The sequence below is a fragment of the Oscillatoria sp. HE19RPO genome (assembly GCF_024220515.1).
In the GTDB taxonomy this organism is placed as follows: domain Bacteria; phylum Cyanobacteriota; class Cyanobacteriia; order Cyanobacteriales; family Laspinemataceae; genus Laspinema.
Window position 1 is genome coordinate 1 of the sequence record NZ_JAMXOT010000324.1, and the last position, 18233, is coordinate 18233.

14 protein-coding genes are annotated in these 18233 nt (G+C 49.5%); 9 read left to right on the forward strand and 5 right to left on the reverse strand.

The window, feature by feature from the left end; translation table 11 throughout:
• Positions 1-303 precede the first annotated feature (303 nt).
• Entirely contained in the window at positions 304-1077 is a 774-nt protein-coding gene (locus tag NG833_RS25285; protein ID WP_254568045.1) for a hypothetical protein, read from the forward strand.
• Positions 1078-1244: 167 nt separating this feature from the next.
• Positions 1245-2090, forward strand: a complete 846-nt coding sequence (locus NG833_RS25290; RefSeq protein WP_254568046.1) for a M48 family metallopeptidase — start codon at positions 1245-1247, stop codon at positions 2088-2090.
• Between the two features lie 64 nt (positions 2091-2154).
• Here NG833_RS25290 and NG833_RS25295 read toward each other — a convergent pair whose 3' ends face one another.
• Together NG833_RS25295 and NG833_RS25300 are read right to left on the reverse strand one after the other, a co-directional pair.
• A complete protein-coding gene (locus NG833_RS25295) occupies positions 2155-3990 on the reverse strand; it encodes an ABC transporter ATP-binding protein (RefSeq protein WP_254568047.1) in 1836 nt (611 codons plus the stop codon).
• A gap of 22 nt (positions 3991-4012) precedes the next feature.
• Complete coding sequence (locus NG833_RS25300) at positions 4013-7711, reverse strand: filamentous hemagglutinin N-terminal domain-containing protein (protein WP_254568048.1); 3699 nt, start codon at positions 7709-7711, stop codon at positions 4013-4015.
• A gap of 238 nt (positions 7712-7949) precedes the next feature.
• Between NG833_RS25300 and NG833_RS25305 the strand changes: the two genes are divergently transcribed.
• The 5 genes from NG833_RS25305 to patX all read left to right on the forward strand — a co-directional run bounded on the left by NG833_RS25305 (position 7950) and on the right by patX (position 11248).
• The gene (locus NG833_RS25305) at positions 7950-8702 is read left to right on the forward strand and encodes an alpha/beta hydrolase (protein WP_375293952.1); all 753 of its coding nucleotides are present in this window, start codon (positions 7950-7952) and stop codon (positions 8700-8702) included.
• A gap of 98 nt (positions 8703-8800) precedes the next feature.
• Positions 8801-9013 (forward strand): DUF2555 domain-containing protein, encoded by a 213-nt coding sequence (locus NG833_RS25310; RefSeq protein ID WP_015147121.1) that lies wholly within the window; start codon positions 8801-8803, stop codon positions 9011-9013.
• Between the two features lie 22 nt (positions 9014-9035).
• Complete coding sequence (gene coaBC / locus NG833_RS25315) at positions 9036-10310, forward strand: bifunctional phosphopantothenoylcysteine decarboxylase/phosphopantothenate--cysteine ligase CoaBC (RefSeq protein WP_254568049.1); 1275 nt, start codon at positions 9036-9038, stop codon at positions 10308-10310.
• Between the two features lie 71 nt (positions 10311-10381).
• Positions 10382-10687, forward strand: coding sequence for a DUF4090 family protein (locus tag NG833_RS25320; RefSeq protein ID WP_254568050.1), 306 nt, complete (start codon positions 10382-10384; stop codon positions 10685-10687).
• Between the two features lie 381 nt (positions 10688-11068).
• Positions 11069-11248 (forward strand): heterocyst-inhibiting protein PatX, encoded by a 180-nt coding sequence (patX, locus tag NG833_RS31055; protein ID WP_375293953.1) that lies wholly within the window; start codon positions 11069-11071, stop codon positions 11246-11248.
• Between the two features lie 227 nt (positions 11249-11475).
• Here the strand turns inward: patX and NG833_RS25325 are convergent, their stop codons facing one another.
• The 3 genes from NG833_RS25325 to NG833_RS25335 form a co-directional block, all read right to left on the reverse strand.
• Positions 11476-12282 carry a pentapeptide repeat-containing protein gene (locus tag NG833_RS25325; protein ID WP_254568051.1) on the reverse strand — a complete coding sequence of 269 codons (807 nt, stop codon included), beginning with the start codon at positions 12280-12282 and terminating at the stop codon, positions 11476-11478.
• Positions 12283-12536: 254 nt separating this feature from the next.
• Positions 12537-13136, reverse strand: a complete 600-nt coding sequence (locus NG833_RS25330) for a hypothetical protein (protein WP_254568052.1) — start codon at positions 13134-13136, stop codon at positions 12537-12539.
• Positions 13137-13680: 544 nt separating this feature from the next.
• Positions 13681-14010 carry a hypothetical protein gene (locus NG833_RS25335; protein WP_254568053.1) on the reverse strand — a complete coding sequence of 110 codons (330 nt, stop codon included), beginning with the start codon at positions 14008-14010 and terminating at the stop codon, positions 13681-13683.
• A 520-nt stretch (positions 14011-14530) separates the two neighbouring features.
• Between NG833_RS25335 and NG833_RS25340 the strand changes: the two genes are divergently transcribed.
• Complete coding sequence (locus NG833_RS25340; RefSeq protein ID WP_254568054.1) at positions 14531-16636, forward strand: TIGR00300 family protein; 2106 nt, start codon at positions 14531-14533, stop codon at positions 16634-16636.
• A gap of 925 nt (positions 16637-17561) precedes the next feature.
• On the forward strand, positions 17562-17930 hold the full coding sequence (locus tag NG833_RS25345; RefSeq protein WP_254568055.1) for a DUF4258 domain-containing protein: 369 nt from the start codon (positions 17562-17564) through the stop codon (positions 17928-17930).
• Positions 17931-18233: the final 303 nt, after the last annotated feature.

An 18233-nucleotide genomic window follows, 5' to 3' on the forward strand; every position in this document is an offset into this window, starting at 1 on the left:
CCCACCCTTTAGGGTGCGGGTTAAAGATTGCTTTCACAACCGGATTTGGTATTATAAAACGTCGATTTTCTCTTTAGCCCGCGCAGGCGGGCTTTGTCCGTATAGCCCCACCCTTTAGGGTGCGGGTTAAAGATTGCTTTAGCCCGCGCAGGCGGGCTTTGTCCGTATAGCCCCACCCTTTAGGGTGCGGGTTAAAACAAATTTTTTCAGGTCTTATGCCAATTTGTAGACTGTCACAATCCACTAGAAATTGACGGCAAATTGTAGCCATACTAGAGGCGATCAACACAAACAAAGCCTTTTATGAGATTTAACTTTTTCGGTGGATTTTCCCTCGGGTTGGTGGTCATTTTACTGTTGGCATTTGGAATTTTAAATTGGTTAAATATCCCTGCGGGCAATTTTTTAGATTGGGTGATTGGCGGGGCCAGTTTCTTATGGTTAGTGGTGATTGTGACGGTTCCTTGGAATATTTATTTTCAAGCGAAGGAAGTCGCCGCCGATGCGGAACAATCCCAGGAAAAAAATATTCCCATTGAAGCCAAGCAGTTGGGATATGTTCAGCGAATTGCCAAACGATCGCTGTGGATTGCCATCGCCCTGCATATCATTTCTGCTTTAGTTTTATATGGGTTAGCCGCCACCGGAATTAGTGCGGTGGGATATATCAGTTCCGTGGCGGCATTGTTGCTAACCGGATTACGTCCGGTGATTCGGGCTTATGAATATATTGCCACCCGGTTAAGCATGATTCGCCGAGAGTTTAAATATCCCCGAGAAGATGTTTTAGAATTGCGCGATCGCGTTTTTATTTTAGAAGAGCAAATTAAATATATCTCTGATAGTTTAGATGAAAATAAAGCGGATTCCTGGGCCTCCAATAAAAACCGTCAAGCGGCGGCATTGCGCCAAGATTTAAGTCAAATTGCCTCCTCGGTGGAAACCTTGCGTTCAACGAATCAGGCGGAACATGATGCGCTGAAGAAAGAAGCACAGAATGCGATCGCTCAATTAACCACCGATGGACAATTCCTCGATCATGTTCGAGAAATCATTCGCTTTTTCAAAACCGCCTAACGGTACTGCTGCGGTTCTCTCAACCCCCAGAGGTCAACTTGGGGGTTTTTTTGTGGGAGAAACTCTATCTAAAGATGCGGTCAACTCAAGCTATAATTCACCTTCAGATAGAGTGACCCCGTAAAATAGATCTGTTATTTTCCCAATTATAGAGTTTGGAAACAGCAGTGACGCGGCAACTATTTCGGCTATTAATTGGATTTGTGATTGGGCTAGTGGGGGTCTTGAGTTACTGTACAACCCAAGTGGAAAACCCAATTACGGGAGAACAGCAACGCATCCGCTTATCTCCCACGGAAGAGGTGCAACTCGGATTACAAACCCGAGGACAACTGGCGCAACAATTTGGGGGTTTATACCCGGATACTTCGGTGCAGCAAGCGGTCCAGCAGATGGGTCAGCGAATTGTCGAACAATCGGTGGTTTCCCAATCGGAATATCCCTTTGAATTTCATGTGCTTCAGGATTCAGAAACCGTCAATGCGTTTGCACTTCCAGGCGGGCAAATTTTTATTACCAATGGGTTACTGCAACGGCTGAATTCCCAATCGCAACTAGCGGGAATTTTAGGTCATGAAATTGGTCATGTGGTGGCGCGACATGGTGCAGAACATTTAGCCAAACGGGAACTCGGTTCCACCCTAGTCACCGCAGTGGGAATTGCCACCACCGACGAACAAGGAGGCGGGAGACAAACTGCTGCGATCGCCCGAGTTGCTAATGAAATGATTGCTTTGCAATATGGACGCGAGGCGGAACTAGAAAGCGATCGCCTCGGAGTACAGTTCATGGCAGAAGCGGGTTATGACCCCAGAGGCATGATTGAAGTCATGGAAATTCTTGGTGATGCACAATCGGGTTCACCCTCCCCAGAATTTCTGAGTACACACCCCAATCCCGATAACCGAATTCAACGCTTAGAAGAGGCGATCGCTGAAGATTTTCCCAATGGAGTTCCGCCTCAATTAGAGAGTAAACATCAGAACTTGTCTCCCTTTGCAATTTTGCCCTAAAATGGAAAATAATAGATAAAAAAATGCTAAAATTCTTACTGTTTTTTGCTTCTCCATTCTCCGATTACTGATATCCCGCAGCTTGGAGGGTAAATAATTTTGCATAGCGTCCCTCAGCTTGCATTAACTCGGTATGAGTGCCGCTTTCTATCAGTTTACCTGATTCTAAAACAATAATCATATCCGCCATACGAACGGTGGAAAATCGATGGGAAATCAATAAAACCATCCGGTCTTTTGCCAAGCGCCGAAACCGTTCAAAAATTTCAAATTCGGCTTCCGCATCCATTGCTGATGTCGGTTCATCCAAGACTAAAATATCAGCTTTGATTCGCATAAAAGCACGAGAAAGACCAATTTTTTGCCATTGTCCTCCGGAGAGTTCGGTTCCCGATTTAAACCAGCGTCCGAGTTGGGTATAAAATCCCTGGGGTAAAGTGGCAATGAAGGGTTCCGCCATGCCTTTTTCAGCGGCAGTTTTCCAACGGTTTTCGTCTTCTAAACTATCCACATCACCGACCCCAATATTCTCGCCGACGAGGAACTGATAGCGCACAAAATCTTGGAAAATGACGCCGATGCGCTGTCGTAAGTGGTTGATATCCCATTCGCGCAAGTCTAATCCATCGAGGAGAATTTCACCGGATGAGGGTTCGTAGAGGCGGGTGAGTAATTTGATTAAGGTGGTTTTTCCCGACCCATTTTTGCCGACTAAGGCGAGTTTTTCTCCGGGTTTTAAATGAAAGGTGATGTCGGTTAAGGCGGGTTGGGTGGCGTCGGGATAGGTAAAGGAAACGTTCTGGAATCGGACACCATCTTGAGGAATGGGTCCTCGGTTGGCACTCCCTTCTGCCTGGGGTATCTCTTGTTCTAAAAATTCATACAAGTTGGATAAATAGAGGTTGTCTTCATACATTCCCCCGATCGCACTCAAGGTTGCAGAAAAGCTGGATTGTCCCTGGCGAAATACCATTAAATACATGGTCATATCTCCCAGGGTGATGCGTCCAGAAATGGCAGCGATCGCAATCCAGGCGTAGGTTCCATAAAATGCCAAGCTACTCAGCAACCCTAGCACATATCCCCAAAATCCTCGCCGCAAGGTTAAATTTCGGTCTTCCTGATACAAGCGATGAAAGATATTCCGATATCGATTCAGAAACACGGGTCCGAGTTGATACAGTTGCACCTCTTTGGCATAATCTTCTCGCGCAATCAGGGTTTCTAAATAAATTTGTTCCCGGGTTTCTGGCGATCGCCTTTTAAAAACCCGAAAAGCGGCACCAGCAAACTTGGTTTCCGCTAAAAACGGCGGAATCGCAGCGATCGCCAGGACCACAACCACCCATCCGGAAAACTGCAACAACAATCCTCCATACGCCACCAACCCCAAACTTTCTTGCACTAACCCAAAAGTGCGATTCACAAAACTCAGGGGACGACTCGATGCCTCTCGTCGGGCCCGAGTCATTTTGTCATACACTTCAGAATCTTCAAAATGGGATAGAGAAAGGGTCAATGCTTTTTCTAAAATTAATTCATTCACCGTTTGTCCCAGGAGGACGCGCAACAGGGATTGACAAACACTCAACCCACGCTGACAGAGGGTCAACATCATCACAGCGATCGCCTCAAATCCCACATACATCAGCGCCGTTTGGGGTCCCGTCCCGGAACTCGCTGCGGTGACGACGCTATCGATAATTAACTTCCCCAGATAGGCAATTCCTGCCGGTAATAATCCAGCAATTCCGGTGAGAATTGCTACAATTGATGTTAAAATTGGGCTGGTTTTCCAAACTAATTGCACCGCTCTTTTGCTATACTTAAAAGCGGATAAACCAAAGCGGAAACTCTGCCCGATCCGACTGAATACATTCTGGCGATCGCGCCTTCTCATCGTTATTCTGATTCCCTCTTGCTCATCGGTTACACTGGGGCGGTACAATCCTAAACGGTTGCCGCAGTTCTCGGATTGGCACTTCCGCCACTAGCTTTATTTTACCTTGATTATCCCGAGACCAACCCCGCGCTTCTACCAATTCCGGGGAATTTTCCCCCGAATTGAGTCCCGTTGCACTCCATTGGCGCGGTAATCCCTCCGTGGAGTTCGATCGGGTTGCGGGGTCAGAGTGACCTAAATCAATTAAGGGAGACTCTGGGGCGATCGCATCATTTGGACTCGGCGGTAAACCCCCTCTGCCTGTCACCACAAAGCTACTTTCAGAGGTATTTTCAGCGGAACAACTCTGCGCCACCACATTGGTCAGATCCACCAGATTTGCCGGTAATTCCACTAACCCGGATGTGGGGTCAACTTCCGGTCTATTCACTTCAACAATCCCATCGAATTGTGGACCTTGAGCCGAAGTTGCGGTAATATCACTGGTGTTAGAACTGCCAATTCGGCGCGCCTGAGCACCAAAAATTCCTTGGGTATTAATAATAACTTGACCCCCGGATGCTTGTTCAGAATTGGCGCTGATGTTACTATTATTAATCGCCACAATATTATCCGTATTGAGGATAATATTTCCGCCGGTTCCCGTCCCCGTGGCATTGGTGGTAATTTGACTATTATTGCGTAAAATCAGGTCCGGCGATCGCAGGATAATATTGCCCCGATCGCCACTGGCGGTTTCCGAGGATAACACCGCGCGATCGCTCAATCTCACCCGGTCCCCTGCGGTTAAGGTGATACTCCCTGCCGCACCTGTCCCCGTTGCGCTGGTGAGAATTTGGCTATCGTTGCTCAGGTCAATTCGATTCGCCCTCACCACAATCTCACCACTGGGAAACCCCGTGGTTGAGCGCGCACTCAACAAGGCCCCATCGGATACCTGTAATCGGTCCGTGGCGATGGTTAACCCACCTCCAGACCCCACCGCTTCCTCCTCCGTACTACTAAACACTCCGGAGGTAAAACTCCCATCGGGACTTCTGCCACTCACCGTCATTCCCTGGGTAACATTCAGGCGAATCTCACCAGAGTCTCCCGTTCCTCGGGTGAGGGCCTGAATTCCCGCACCCCCCGTCACAGAAAGAGTATCCGCATTAATCTGAATATCTCCCGCATTGCCGACTCCACCCGCCTCCACCGTACTCGCCAACCCACTAAAATCTCCCAAGGTATTCACCCCAGTGAGAACGGCATTGGAGACTTGAATCTGGATGTCCCCAGAATTCCCTCGCCCTCGCGTCAGGGTTTGGATTTGAGCACCTTGGCTCACTTCTAGGGTCCGGGATTGGAGATTAATACTTCCGGCATTTCCCAGAGCATTGGTTTCTACGGTGGTAAAAATTCCCGTTGTCGCACCTTCCTCACTTATATTGGACGGGGGAGGGGGAGTCGGGGCCGGAGGAGTCGGAGGACTCGGGTCTCCCGGGGTCGGAGTCGGGGTCGTGGTTGGGTCAATAATTACGACGGACAGATCTTCGACCAGACTCAGTGGCACTACCGGGGTAACCGCGATAATCGGTGCAGATGGGATGGGATTGCGCTGGGTGTCATTGCCCTGGATGGAAATTTGGTCCGTCATTTGGATCTGAATATTGCCTGCATTACCCGGTTGCGAATCAAAGGTACTGCCGACAATTTGTGCGCCTTCACTCATCACCAGCGATCGCCCCGTCATCTGAACTCCCCCGCTACTTCTTCCCGAGGCGATCGGGGGAACTGTGCTAATCAAGGAAAAGGGAGAACTCTGTATTGACCCGATACTGCTAAAAATTACCGTATTTGCGCCGGTTAGAGTAATATTTTCTCGCACTTGGATCGAAACAGGACCCGCATTTCCCTCTCCAAAGGTCGCCGCCACCAATTGAGCGCCCGCACTCATCAAGAGCGATCGCGCCTGAATGTCAATTCCCCCACTATTTCCCTCACTCACCCCGGAGGCAACGGTACTCAAAATCCCCGTTCTCACCCCATTGAGGGTAACAGCATCATTGGCGTTAATTTTGACAGGACCGGCATTTCCCAATCCCGAGGCAAGAGCCTGGATTTGTGCGCCCCCAGTCATGGAGAGGGTTCCAGTATTCACTTCAATCCCAGCGCTGTTCCCGTTTCCGGCACTATTGTTAAACATACTGGTATTACTGCCCGTCAGGGAAACTCCCTCCCTCACCTTTAAAACGATTGTACCCGCGTTGCCAATCCCCTGAGTTTGGGAAATCACTTGAGCCCCCTCACTCAGAACGAGCGATCGCCCTTCAATCTCAATCCCCTCACTATTGCCAATTCCCGTCTGACCCACCGCATTAAAAATCGCCGTCCCTGCACCGGAAAGACTCACCCCATCGGTTGTGCGAATGGCCACCCGTCCGGCATTTCCATCATTTTGGGCGATCGACTGGACTTGTGCGCCATTGGTTAAAGCAACCGTTCCCGCTTGAATCTCAATTCCGCCACTGTTCCCAACCCCTCTGCGTTCCGCTCTTCCCACCCCCAATTCTACTAGACTAAAAATGCCCGTTTCTCTCCCCGTCAGGGTTAATCCCTCGGCCACCTGAATCACCACCTGACCCGCATTTCCCCCGCCATTTTTGACCACTGCACTCAGTTGCGAACCCTCACTCAGGGAGAGAGATTCTCCTGTGACGGTGACATTTCCGCCATTGCCGGTAGCATCAAACCCGACTTGGTTACCGATCGCACTGCCTTGGGTGAGGGTAATCGCGCCGGTAGCATCCAGGGTAATCTCTCCCCCTTGGGCATTAGGTCCCCCTTGCTGAGTCTCAATCCCGGCAATGATTCGACTCCCTCCAGATAGCTGGATATTGCGTCCCTGAAGGGAAATCTCCCCGCCATCATTGCTAATCACCGAGAGTACACTATTATTGCTCAGAGAAATATCCCCGCGAGGAATCTGGGTTTCCCCGGTTGGAGTCTGATACAACGTCACCGCAGCATTCTCGAAATTCAGGGCAGTCGCCCCTGACGACCCCACCGCATTTAACGCCACAAGACCCCCAGGTGCGCGTAATTGACCCGAGGCGATCGTTATCTCTCCTGCTGCCAATCCCAAAGTTTGACCCGGTTGCACCGTCAAGTTCGCCCCCTGCACCTCAATTCCCCTGGGGTTACTCCCATATTGCAATCCCACCGGCACCGTCACCGACAACAAGGGGGCCTGAACTTCCCCCCCAGTAGCAGTAAACAGACTCCCATCGGCAAACGTAAACCCATTCGCCGTACTCGCCACAAACGACCCCCCGACATTTAACGTGGCATTGGGCCCAAAAATAATGCCATTGGGATTGAGTAAAAACAGATTGGCAATGCCATTCGCTTGAATTAATCCATCAATTGTGGAACCGCCACCCCCCGTAATTCGGGTGAAGATATTTTGAATTTCTAGGGGATTATTAAACAAAACCGTCTCCCCCATCGGGAGATTAAACTGCTCAAAACTATGAAATAAATTGCCTCCAGATGCAGTCCCCCCATCAATGGTCAAGATTGCGCCATTGGGGGTAACCACGGAATTGATGGGCAGGGTAGTATCAGGAATGATTTGGGCTTGACTGGGACCCGTGGTCGCAATCCCCCCGAGACAAAAAAGGGCGAGTGCAAATCTGCGAATTCCCGGAGTACAGGAGTTGGAGGAGGACAGGTGCATAAACCCGGATAAAATTATTTCAAGAGAAAAACCGAGCCTGAGTTTAATTTATTATTCCTTAGAATTGTTAATTTCGCAATTCCTGAGATTTGGCCTTCTTTCCCTCAAGGGCAGCGGTTAGAAACCGGGTTTCTTCACCCCATTTTTGGCAATGAACAACAAAGCTGGGCTAGAAACCCGGTTTCTGGTCCCGTGGAATAGAGGTTAGAAACCGGGTTTCTTCACCCCATTTTTGACAATGAGCAACAAAGTTGGGTCAGAAACCCGGTTTCTGGTCCTTACTACGGAGAGCCTCGGGGATATTAAGATAGAGGGTGCAAAATATTCAGATAAAAGGAACTCTCCCTTGTCTTTAGAAGCGATCGCCATTCCCCCGACTAACGACAACCCCCCGACAGGTATTATTGTCATGCTCCACGGATGGGGTGCTAATAGCCAGGATTTAGCGCCCTTAGCCTCCCTGCTGAATTTCCCTGACTTCCTGTTTCTTTTTGCCGATGCGCCCTTTCCCCATCCCCAGGTTCTGGAGGGCCGAATGTGGTATGACCTGAACAGTCCCGATTATCAGAAGTTACCCGAAAGTCAGGAAATGTTGACGATGTGGCTGCGATCGCTCGAAGGGAGTACCGGCGTTCCCCTGGAACGAACGGTGTTAAGCGGCTTTTCCCAAGGTGGGGCGATGACGTTAGATGTGGGACTGCGATTACCCTTAGCCGGTTTAGTCTCTATGAGTGGTTACTTGCACTGCGAACCCCAACCGATGGGCGATCGCCTCCCCCCCACCTTAATCATGCATGGCACCGAGGACCCGGTGGTTCCCCTAAGCGCTGCTCATCAAGCAAGGGAAGTCTTCCGAGCCTTGGGGGTCGCGGTGCAATATCGGGAATGGCGAATGGGTCACTCTATTTTGCCGGAACAAATGGAGGTGATGCAACACTTTATTGAGGAAATTTTTCCGGCCTCAGAAGCGACTAATATTAATAAGCTTTAAGATTTAGGTTGCAACCCGGTCAATTAGAGTACAATTTACTCTTGTAGCGGACTTGCTTTGCTAGATCCAAGTGCTCATACATAATGGAGGGGCGAACGATGGGAGCGACGACCATTTCCACTCGGGATATTACTTCGATGACGGAGGCTGATATCGAGAAACTCGCTATCCGTCTTGAACTGGATGATTATACCGATCCGTTTGAGGGCTTGAATGATTGGCATCTGCTACGTGCGATCGCCTTTCGTCGTCCAGAACTCGTTGAACCTTACATCTATTTGTTGGACTTGCAACCTTACGATGAAGGGTAACCTCTGAGGCTCAGTCTGAACCATGAGTGAGGACGTTAATTGGACAGGCATCCAGGGGGGAAACCTCCTCGTGCCTTCTTCATTTGAACATAGACGGATTCTGCTGGGCATCACCGGGGGAATTGCCGCCTATAAAGTTTGTGATGCCATTTCCACCCTAGGGAAAGCGGGGGCACAGGTCCGGGCAATTCTGACTCGCGGTGCCCAGGAATTCATTACCCCCTTGACGGTGACTACCCTGTGCCGTCATCCGGCCTATACCGATGCCAACTTCTGGCAACCCGTCCATTCCCGACCGTTACATATTGAACTGGGGGAATGGGCGGAGGTTTTGGTGATTGCCCCCCTGACGGCGAATACCTTGGCGAAGTTGGCAACGGGAATGGCGGATAATCTGCTCACCAATACGGTTCTGGCTTCCACTTGTCCGATTTTACTGGCCCCGGCGATGAATACGGAAATGTGGAATCAGTCGGTGACTCAACGCAATTGGGAACAGGTGGTTCAGGGGTCGCGATTTCACGGGATTGAACCGGGTTCGGGACTGCTGGCTTGCGATCGCGTGGGCACCGGGCGGATGGCGGAACCGGAGCGAATTTTAGCCCATTTGGAATCAGTCTTACATACCCAGGGAAGGCAGGATTTAGCGGGTAAGCGGGTGTTAATCGGTGCCGGAAGTACCCGGGAGCATTTTGATCCAGTCCGGTTTATCGGCAATCCCGCTACGGGCAAAATGGGTATTGCCTTAGCACGCTGTGCGCTCCATCGAGGGGCTGAGGTGACGGTGGTGGGAGGGGCAATGTTCCCCGGGTTTCAGGAGTTGATACCCGGTGCTCGGATAGTGGCGGTGACTCGGGCTGAAGAAATGCAACAGGCCATGCTAGAATTTTTTCCCGAGGCGGATATTACGGTGATGGCGGCAGCCGTGGCGGATGTTAGGCCGGTACAGTTTCATTCGCACAAGTTACCGAAACAGGCGCTGCCGGAGCGTTTGCCCTTGGAGTCGGTGCCGGATATTATCGCACAACTGGGGGAATGCAAGCAACCCCATCAGCGGTTAATTGGGTTTGCGGCGCAAACTGGGGATATTGTTACTCCAGCAATTGAGAAGTTGCGGCGTAAGAAGTTAGATGCGATCGTGGCGAATCCGATTGATCGTCCTTTTGCGGGGTTTGGGAGTGATAGTAATCAGGCGGTGGTGATTGATGCCACGGGACGACAACAGGCGATCGCCTCCTGTAGTAAGTTGAAATTGGCCCATCAAGTGTTTGATTTTATTCTGTCTTTTTCCCGGTAAGTCCTGGGATATAGGGCGAGGGGACGCAACGAAGGTAAAATGCTGGGGTAATCTTTCGGTTAATCCTGTTTATGACGAGCGAAAACAAGCCAGTTGCAGAGAGTACCACCGGCGCAGATGCGATCGATGTGGCGATCGCCAAGGGAATTGATTTTGATGGTTCTCCCATTCCCGAGGCTAAACTTAACCTTTACAATCAGGTGATGGGGCTAGAGGCGGGACGGCAGCGCAGTGGGGTTTCCAATACCATGCGATCGCGGATTGTGCGGATTGGGGCGAAACATATCCCTCAAGATGAACTCAACCAGATGTTGACCCAGGCGGACTTTGCGCCTTTAAAAGAGAAAGAAATCGCTTTCTACTATGGCGGTAAATAGACCGAAAATTTAGAGTTGAGAATCCCGGCTATCGGGAGATTTTAGGGGGCGCAGTGAGCGCTCCTTAATTTTTTAAAAAGCCTATTTCTAGTATAGCATTTTTTAACCGGGATGGCAACCCTGAATCAATGAGGGTGTTTTTTTATACCAAATTCGGTTTAAAAGTCGATTGTCTCTTGAGCCTGCGTAGGCAGGCTTCGTCCTGTGAGCCTCCACCCTTGAGGGTGTGGGTTTTTATTAGAGGTTTAAGAAATTTTTTCTCTAGTAATATAAAAAAACCTCGATTAAATGAGGAGAATAATTATTTTTGTTGGCTAATTAAGCTGATAAAAATTCGAGATTTCGTAAGGAGTAATAGAAGCTCTGAAACGGATCTTGGATATGCGTAGCTACTTTTCGATTATTTTCTGTAGCCTGTTCTTATTGGGTTTGGCGGCAAACTTCTCTGGGCGTGAATCTCACAGTTTAGAGCTGTCGCGTTCCGAGTTCGACATACAGGTATTATCAGCAAGACTAGAGTCGGGTCAAGAAATAGCGCCCCATCGTGGGAGTGGACGGTAAGGTTGAGCAGCGATCGCACGGAGTAGATGACCCGATGAAAAACTGTAGCTATCGGCAGGGAACGGACCGATGGTCATACAGATGAGGAAGGGAATGCATTGCCTTACTGGAGGGGGTGCGATCGCTCAAGAACAGGGAAATCTCCAAGCACCTTGTCCAGGGATGAGACCCATCATAAACAGTCTAGTCCAGTATTGTTACTGGGCTAGACTGTTGCCGATCTTCATTTAAGACGGCAACCCCGGACGAGGGAGGCCGAGATGATTGGATGACGAGTGCAGGGAATTGGTTTGAAGGACGCTGACGTAAGACATATTGGGATGATTGTGGGATGCTGGAGGGCGATCGGGCGGGCGCATTCCTACCAGATTGTCCTGGTACAGCCCGATCGCACCATCGAGCTTTGCCTGAGCCAAATTAGCGCCGGTCAAATCCGCACCCGTGAGATTCGCACCATTGAGGTTAGCATTGAGTAAATTAGCGTTTCTCAAATTCACCCCAGAGAGGTTGGCATCACTCAGGTCCGCCTCCACTAACCGGGCATTACTCAAGTCGGCATTAGATAAATTGGCGTTCCGGATTTGAGCATGGCCGAGATTAGCACCGGAGAGGTTAATCCCATTCATCTGAGTGTTATTGAGATTGGCCCCAATTAAATTCGCCCCTTCGAGAGAAGCCCCACTGAGGTTCGCTTCTTCGAGGTTGGTATTGACTAAATTAGCAAATACCAAATCGGCACCGCCTAGTTGGGCGTGATTCAGCTTGGCATCGAGGAAGTTGACCCCTTTAGCGTCAACCCCACTCAAGTCGCTACTGATCAGGTCAGCGGCCACGAAATTGGCAAAACTGAGTTCAGCACCACTTAAGTTGGCATTACTCAGATTAGTGCCGTTGAGGTTGGCAAACATCAACTTAGCACCGCTCAAGTCGGCACCACTGAGATTGAGCCGAGTTAAGTGGGCATCTCTGAGGTCCCCACCTTGACATTGTTTCGTTGCCAACAAGCGTTTGATGTGGGCGTTATTTGCAGACATATTTCTTCCTGTTGATGGTAATCGCTAAAACTCTTGAATACTGACGTTCGGGCCGATAATATTTCGTGAAAATGAACAGAGAATAAACCCCGAAGCTAAGACTCCAAAAACCACAGTTACTTACACCAAAATTTCCGGGGTTTCAGGAAAATCGAGTGGGGTTAAATTCAAACGCACTTAAAGGCTGAGACTATTGATTTGCCGTTGCTTCAAACGGCCAAATAATGGGGGCCTCCAATAAAAAAACAATTTTTCTAGCGCTCAAAAACTTTTCTGCTCCTTCTCAATTTTTCCTGGAAAAAGGAAAAAAATCCGTAATTCTCTGTTGGCTTGGTGGCTGGATCAGGCACAGCACTCCGTAATTTTATGCAGGGAAAATGGGCAAAAATAGCGGGCTGAAACCTCCACTCACTTCGGCTACTGCCAGAGGGTCGAGGCTTCATCGGGGTATTTTTGGGTAAATAAAGAGCAATGGAAAAAGATGGGGGTGGCCCCTGTTGTCCGGGTTGAGGGGACGGAAAACGCATAAAAATCCCCCTAGTCCAAAGACTAGGAGGAAACCAGGGTGCAACTAAGAGATCTATTCGGCTCAATTGCACCTGGATCCGGAATGGAGACAGTCTGTAAAAACCCACACCCTGTTCGCGGAGCATTCCGTAGGAAAGGGTAAGGCTATACGGACAAAGCCTGCCGAAGCAGGCTACCCAGCCGGTGGGGTATCGGGTTTTGAAATTGCGATCGCCGATCGCCTGTAACCCTGCCAACAGCATTGAGATCGCCAATGGATCGATTAATCCATCGTCACTCTGGCCGATCGCACTCAGATTTTGCACAATAAACGGAATCATCAGCATTGGCTTGATAAATTCTGCCCCAACTCTCAACCTATTTGTGCAAATGCCACCCCAAGGTAATCGCGCCCACATCTATCGATGGGTTCGGGAACTCTCCTCGATCCTTTTCTATCTCAGTCTTGGGTACTCGAACTCCAGACTTGTCATGGTGCTTGGAATGAGTCTCTCCACACTAAATTCATTTGGAGATTTAGGACCAGCCTGAAAAATCCTCCTCCAAATCAAACTTGTGCCAAGATTCCTCGAAAACTTTTCTCTACACAGAGAAGAAAATCAAAACCAAGCGATTGATACCCTCTGACGTGAGCTAAATCCCCTCGGTTGTTTTTTGTAGATGCCTCAATGTCTTCCCGGTGCCATCCGCGCAGGAGGGTTACCCAGTCCGTAACCTGCGGGTGTAGATGTAGGCACTCATCGCGATGGAGATCGCGACAGTTTGATAATTTTACTGATGAGAATGCACGCTAAAGACACAAGATACCCCAATCCGGAGGTGCTGTCAAGGGGGGTAAATCGGGGAAATCTCTAGGCGCAATGCGATCGCCTAGGGTAAAAACTGGGCAAGAATTGTCCCATCAATGGCGGTTTCTTGACCCAGGGGAAGATAGGCGGTTTCTATTTTTACCCCTTTCCCGGATGCTACCAGTCCGGGGAGGAAATAACGAATTGGATGCACCCTGATTGAGAGTCCCCCTGGCCCAAAGCTAGGGGATTTTTTTTCGCCGCTGAGTCGTCCAATCCCCGGTGAGATTTTGCGGTGTAAAAGTCGCCGAACAAACCACAGTTTAAGGCCGATCGCTGGTTTTTGGGGAGAATAGTCTATCCAGTTTTTAGGCGATCGCCTTCCCTTCAGGCAACGACTGATCTCCCTCAAAAAAAACTTGCACTATTTTCCGGATAAACCCCCCATAACTAGAATTCAATAATATAGATGCACCCTGATTGACGAACCCTCTAGCCTCGGCTAGGGGGATTTTTTTTTCTCAAGTCAATCCGCCATTCTGAGGGGATCTGTGCGCAGGCTGTCCCTGGCGAGACTCCTGGTGCGATCGCCCTTGATTCCATCCCGTCCAGCCCTCAATTGCATTACAGTTTCGCCGTTCTCCCTTGTTCTCTCTTCCCAGAACAACCCGTTCAGAAAAGACTCGACCCAACCCGCTTCCGGATTTCGAGCATAAAATCAATCTTCCCCTTAAAAGAGACTATTTTTTTTACCTCAAAAACTTATTACTATCTTGTGATAAGATAAAGAATTGGCTGTTATGACATAGCTCAGACGAATTCGTTCTGAAAAAACCTCCTTTTTAGGTAAAAAAGGAGGAGTTTTGTCTTGCTGCTACAGAAATCACTCAATCCCAAATCTGTAACATTACTTACCGAATATAACGCAAATTATGAATTCTGAGACTCGTATCCTGATGTGTCCCCCCAACCACTATGACGTGGATTATGTGATTAATCCCTGGATGGAGGGCAACATCCACAAATCTTCTCGCGATCGCGCCACAGAGCAGTGGCACAAACTCTTCCACATCATCAAAGAACACGCCTTGGTCGAACTCGTCGATCCCCAACCCGGTTGGCCCGATATGGTGTTCACCGCCAACGCCGGATTAGTTCTGGGCAAAAAAGTCGTCCTCAGTCGCTTCTTCCACAAAGAACGCCAAGGGGAAGAACCCTATTTCAAACAGTGGTTTGAAGCTCAAGGTTACACCGTCTACGAACTCCCGAAAGATTTACCCTTTGAAGGAGCCGGAGATGCACTGCTCGATCGCGAAGGACGCTGGCTATGGGCAGGATACGGTTTCCGTTCTGAACTCGACTCCCACTCCTATATTGCCAAATGGCTAGATATCCAAGTCATCTCCCTTCAATTAGCCGATGAACGGTTCTATCACCTGGATACCTGCTTCTGCCCCCTCAATCGCGGTTACTTACTCTATTATCCTCCAGCATTTGACTTCTACTCCAACCGCATCATCGAAATGCGCGTTCCCCCAGAAAAACGGATTGCCATTGGAGAAGCAGATGCCGTCAACTTTGCCTGCAATGCGGTCAATGTTGACGACAAAGTAATCATGAACAAGGTCAGCGATGACCTGAAACAACGCCTCAAAGCGGTTGGGTTTGAGGTGTTTGAAACCACCCTCAGCGAATTCCTCAAAGCCGGTGGTGCAGCCAAATGTCTGACCCTGCGAACCACCGAACCTGTGAAGGAGGATGTCCATGCCAACGAACCCGTGGAAAGTCGGACGATTCGCTTAGAAGGACATCTCCTGGATACAGGATTAATCAACCGGACCCTAGATACCATCGTCGAAGGCGGTGGCAGTTTCCAAGTCTTGAATTTTAACTTGGGAGAGCAACGGCAGAGCACCTCCACGGCAGAGGTGAAAGTCTCAGCGCCTTCTCATGGCGTGATGGAAGAGATTTTAGCCCAGTTGATTGACTTGGGTGCCGTAGACTTGCCCCAAGATGAGCGGGATGCCAAACTCGAACCTGTGCTCCAAAATGGGGTGGCTCCGGATGATTTCTATGTCACCACGATTTATCCCACGGAAGTGCGGATCAAGGGGGAATGGGTTCGGATACTGAATCATCGCATGGATGGCGCGATCGCCGTGGTGCAAACTCCCGAAGGACCTGTGGCTCGCTGTAAGCTCCTGCGCGATTTGGAACTTGGTGAGTCGGTGGTGGTGGATGTGGCTGGAATCCGCACCGTCCGGAAAACGGGAGCGCGGGAACAACGCAACAACCAGGAATTCAGCTTTATGTCTTCTGGAGTCTCCAGCGAGCGCCGGGTGGAATTGGTGGTGGAACAAGTCGCCTGGGAATTGCGGCAAATTCGCGATCGCGGCGGTAAGGTGGTGGTGACGGCAGGACCCGTGGTGATTCATACCGGCGGTGGCGAACACCTGGGCCGGTTAATTCGGGAAGGATATGTCCAGGGGTTGCTCGGTGGCAATGCGATCGCCGTTCACGATATGGAACAAGCGTTCATGGGAACTTCCCTCGGGGTGGACATGAAACGGGGCGTCGCCGTCCGGGGTGGACATCGGCACCACTTGAAAACCATTAACACGATTCGCCGCTATGGCAGTATTGCCAAAGCCGTGGAACAAGGTGCGCTCCAGAACGGTATATTTTATGAATGTGTGAAGCACAATGTACCCTTTGCCCTGGCTGGTTCTATCCGGGATGACGGACCGTTGCCCGATACTCAAATGGATTTAATTAAGGCCCAGGAAGAGTATGCGAAGCTCTTGGAAGGGGCAGAGATGATTTTGATGTTATCCACCATGTTGCACTCGATTGGGGTCGGTAACATGACGCCTGCTGGGGTGAAGATGGTTTGTGTGGATATTAATCCCGCAGTGGTCACCAAACTCAGCGATCGCGGTTCCGTTGAATCCACGGGGGTAGTTACTGATGTCGGCCTATTCCTGAGCTTGTTAACCAAGCATTTAGACCTGTTGACCTCTCCCTATCATGCCGCCTAAAGGCTGAAACCCAGGGGGGTGAGTGTAGCTGAACGTTCCAGTCTCTCATTTTTGATTTCCCTAGCCTCCCCTTAGTTTAGGGGGAGGTTCATTTTTGCAAGACTTACGCATTTGGGGTTTGCCCTGCCCAATACATTTGGGTTTAAATGTTATAGATTGCGTAAGTCCTGTTTTAGATAAAGAACTCTGAGGTCCCAGGGCATGGGGATGCTCCTCGGTTCCTTGTCCCGGGTTTGGGGTGGATGGGATGCCTCCGCAAGCGGGAGATCGCAACCAGTTCTGAAAACGGCATAATCAAACGGCGATCGCCTGCTTTTCCTTGACACCACAGGGCTTTGTCGTCACAACCGGGGGGTGGAATCCTTGGATTGCAACCTCTTAACATCCCCTTGCGTCTATGACGATTAACAAACCGTCCCTAGCAAAAGAGGGAGTCACCGTAGGGGTGCTTATGATTAAAAGCATAACCGACAAGGGAAATCGCTCAGGGTCCGTTGACTCTTGAGAGCAGTTTGTCAATTTAAAGACAGTTACCCTCTCCGGTTTGATTGTAAATAAAGGTCAGGTTTTTTAAGAATTGCAACGAATTCTGACTTAATTTACGATTGGGTTGGAACTCCCGGGCATTCTTGGGATAGGGATGATTTTAGGAAAAAGTTGCTGGTGAACTTTTCCTAACTCAAAAAATTGGCATCTAACCCTGGCGATCGCCGCTTGTTTCACCAGAATTTTGGGAACGCTTTAAGGTCTCCTTGACCTGATCGCGGGTTAAAAATGACCCGAATCCAAATCCAGTTTTCCCTCAATTGTTCTGATTGAACCGGGGAACTCCCGTTCAATCCTCGTTACACTCATTTTTTATGTGCATGAAACTGAATCTATTTTTTGATGTGTCTCTAGTAAATTATTCCCAAAAGAGGTACCAATGGATGCGAACAGAAAGCTCACTGCTATGATTGAAGGCGATTCCAATACCGAAGCGATCGGTCTATTGGGTGCGGTACATCGCCGCAAAGACCTGAATCATTTAGAACGCAGACAGCAGCAAAGGGCTATCAGTAATGCTATGATTACCGTGGCGTTAACTTATGGCAAAAAGACCTTCAGCCGAGGCGCGTTGGTTTATACCCTGAACGATCGCAGCTTGGAAAGAACCCCTTATGCGAAGTTCATTGATGTTCTTCGGGGTCTGCGAGTCGTCTGTCTAATCGGTCCTCCCGACCCTAAAATTCTCACCGCATACTGGCACGAAGAAACCAAACGTAGAGCAAGTAAATCTCGTTGTTACAATTGAAGAATACTGGTAAAAATAAAGCGTGACTCTTGTGCTATTTCCTCACATCAGTCACGCTTTATGATTGAGACTCCCTGGAGATGGGACTTATACGGAATCAGTCTATAAAAACCCACACCCGTCAACGGTGGGGCACTTGCGGACAAAGCCTGCCTGCGCAGGCTAATCCAGAAAACCGACTTTTAAGAACCGGATTTGGTATTAGGGGATTGCAAAATATAAATCCTTCAAACGCTCAACTGAAAGGAAGGTATCTGTAGGGGCGCAATGCTTGCGCCCTCCGGAGGGCGCAAGCATTGCGCC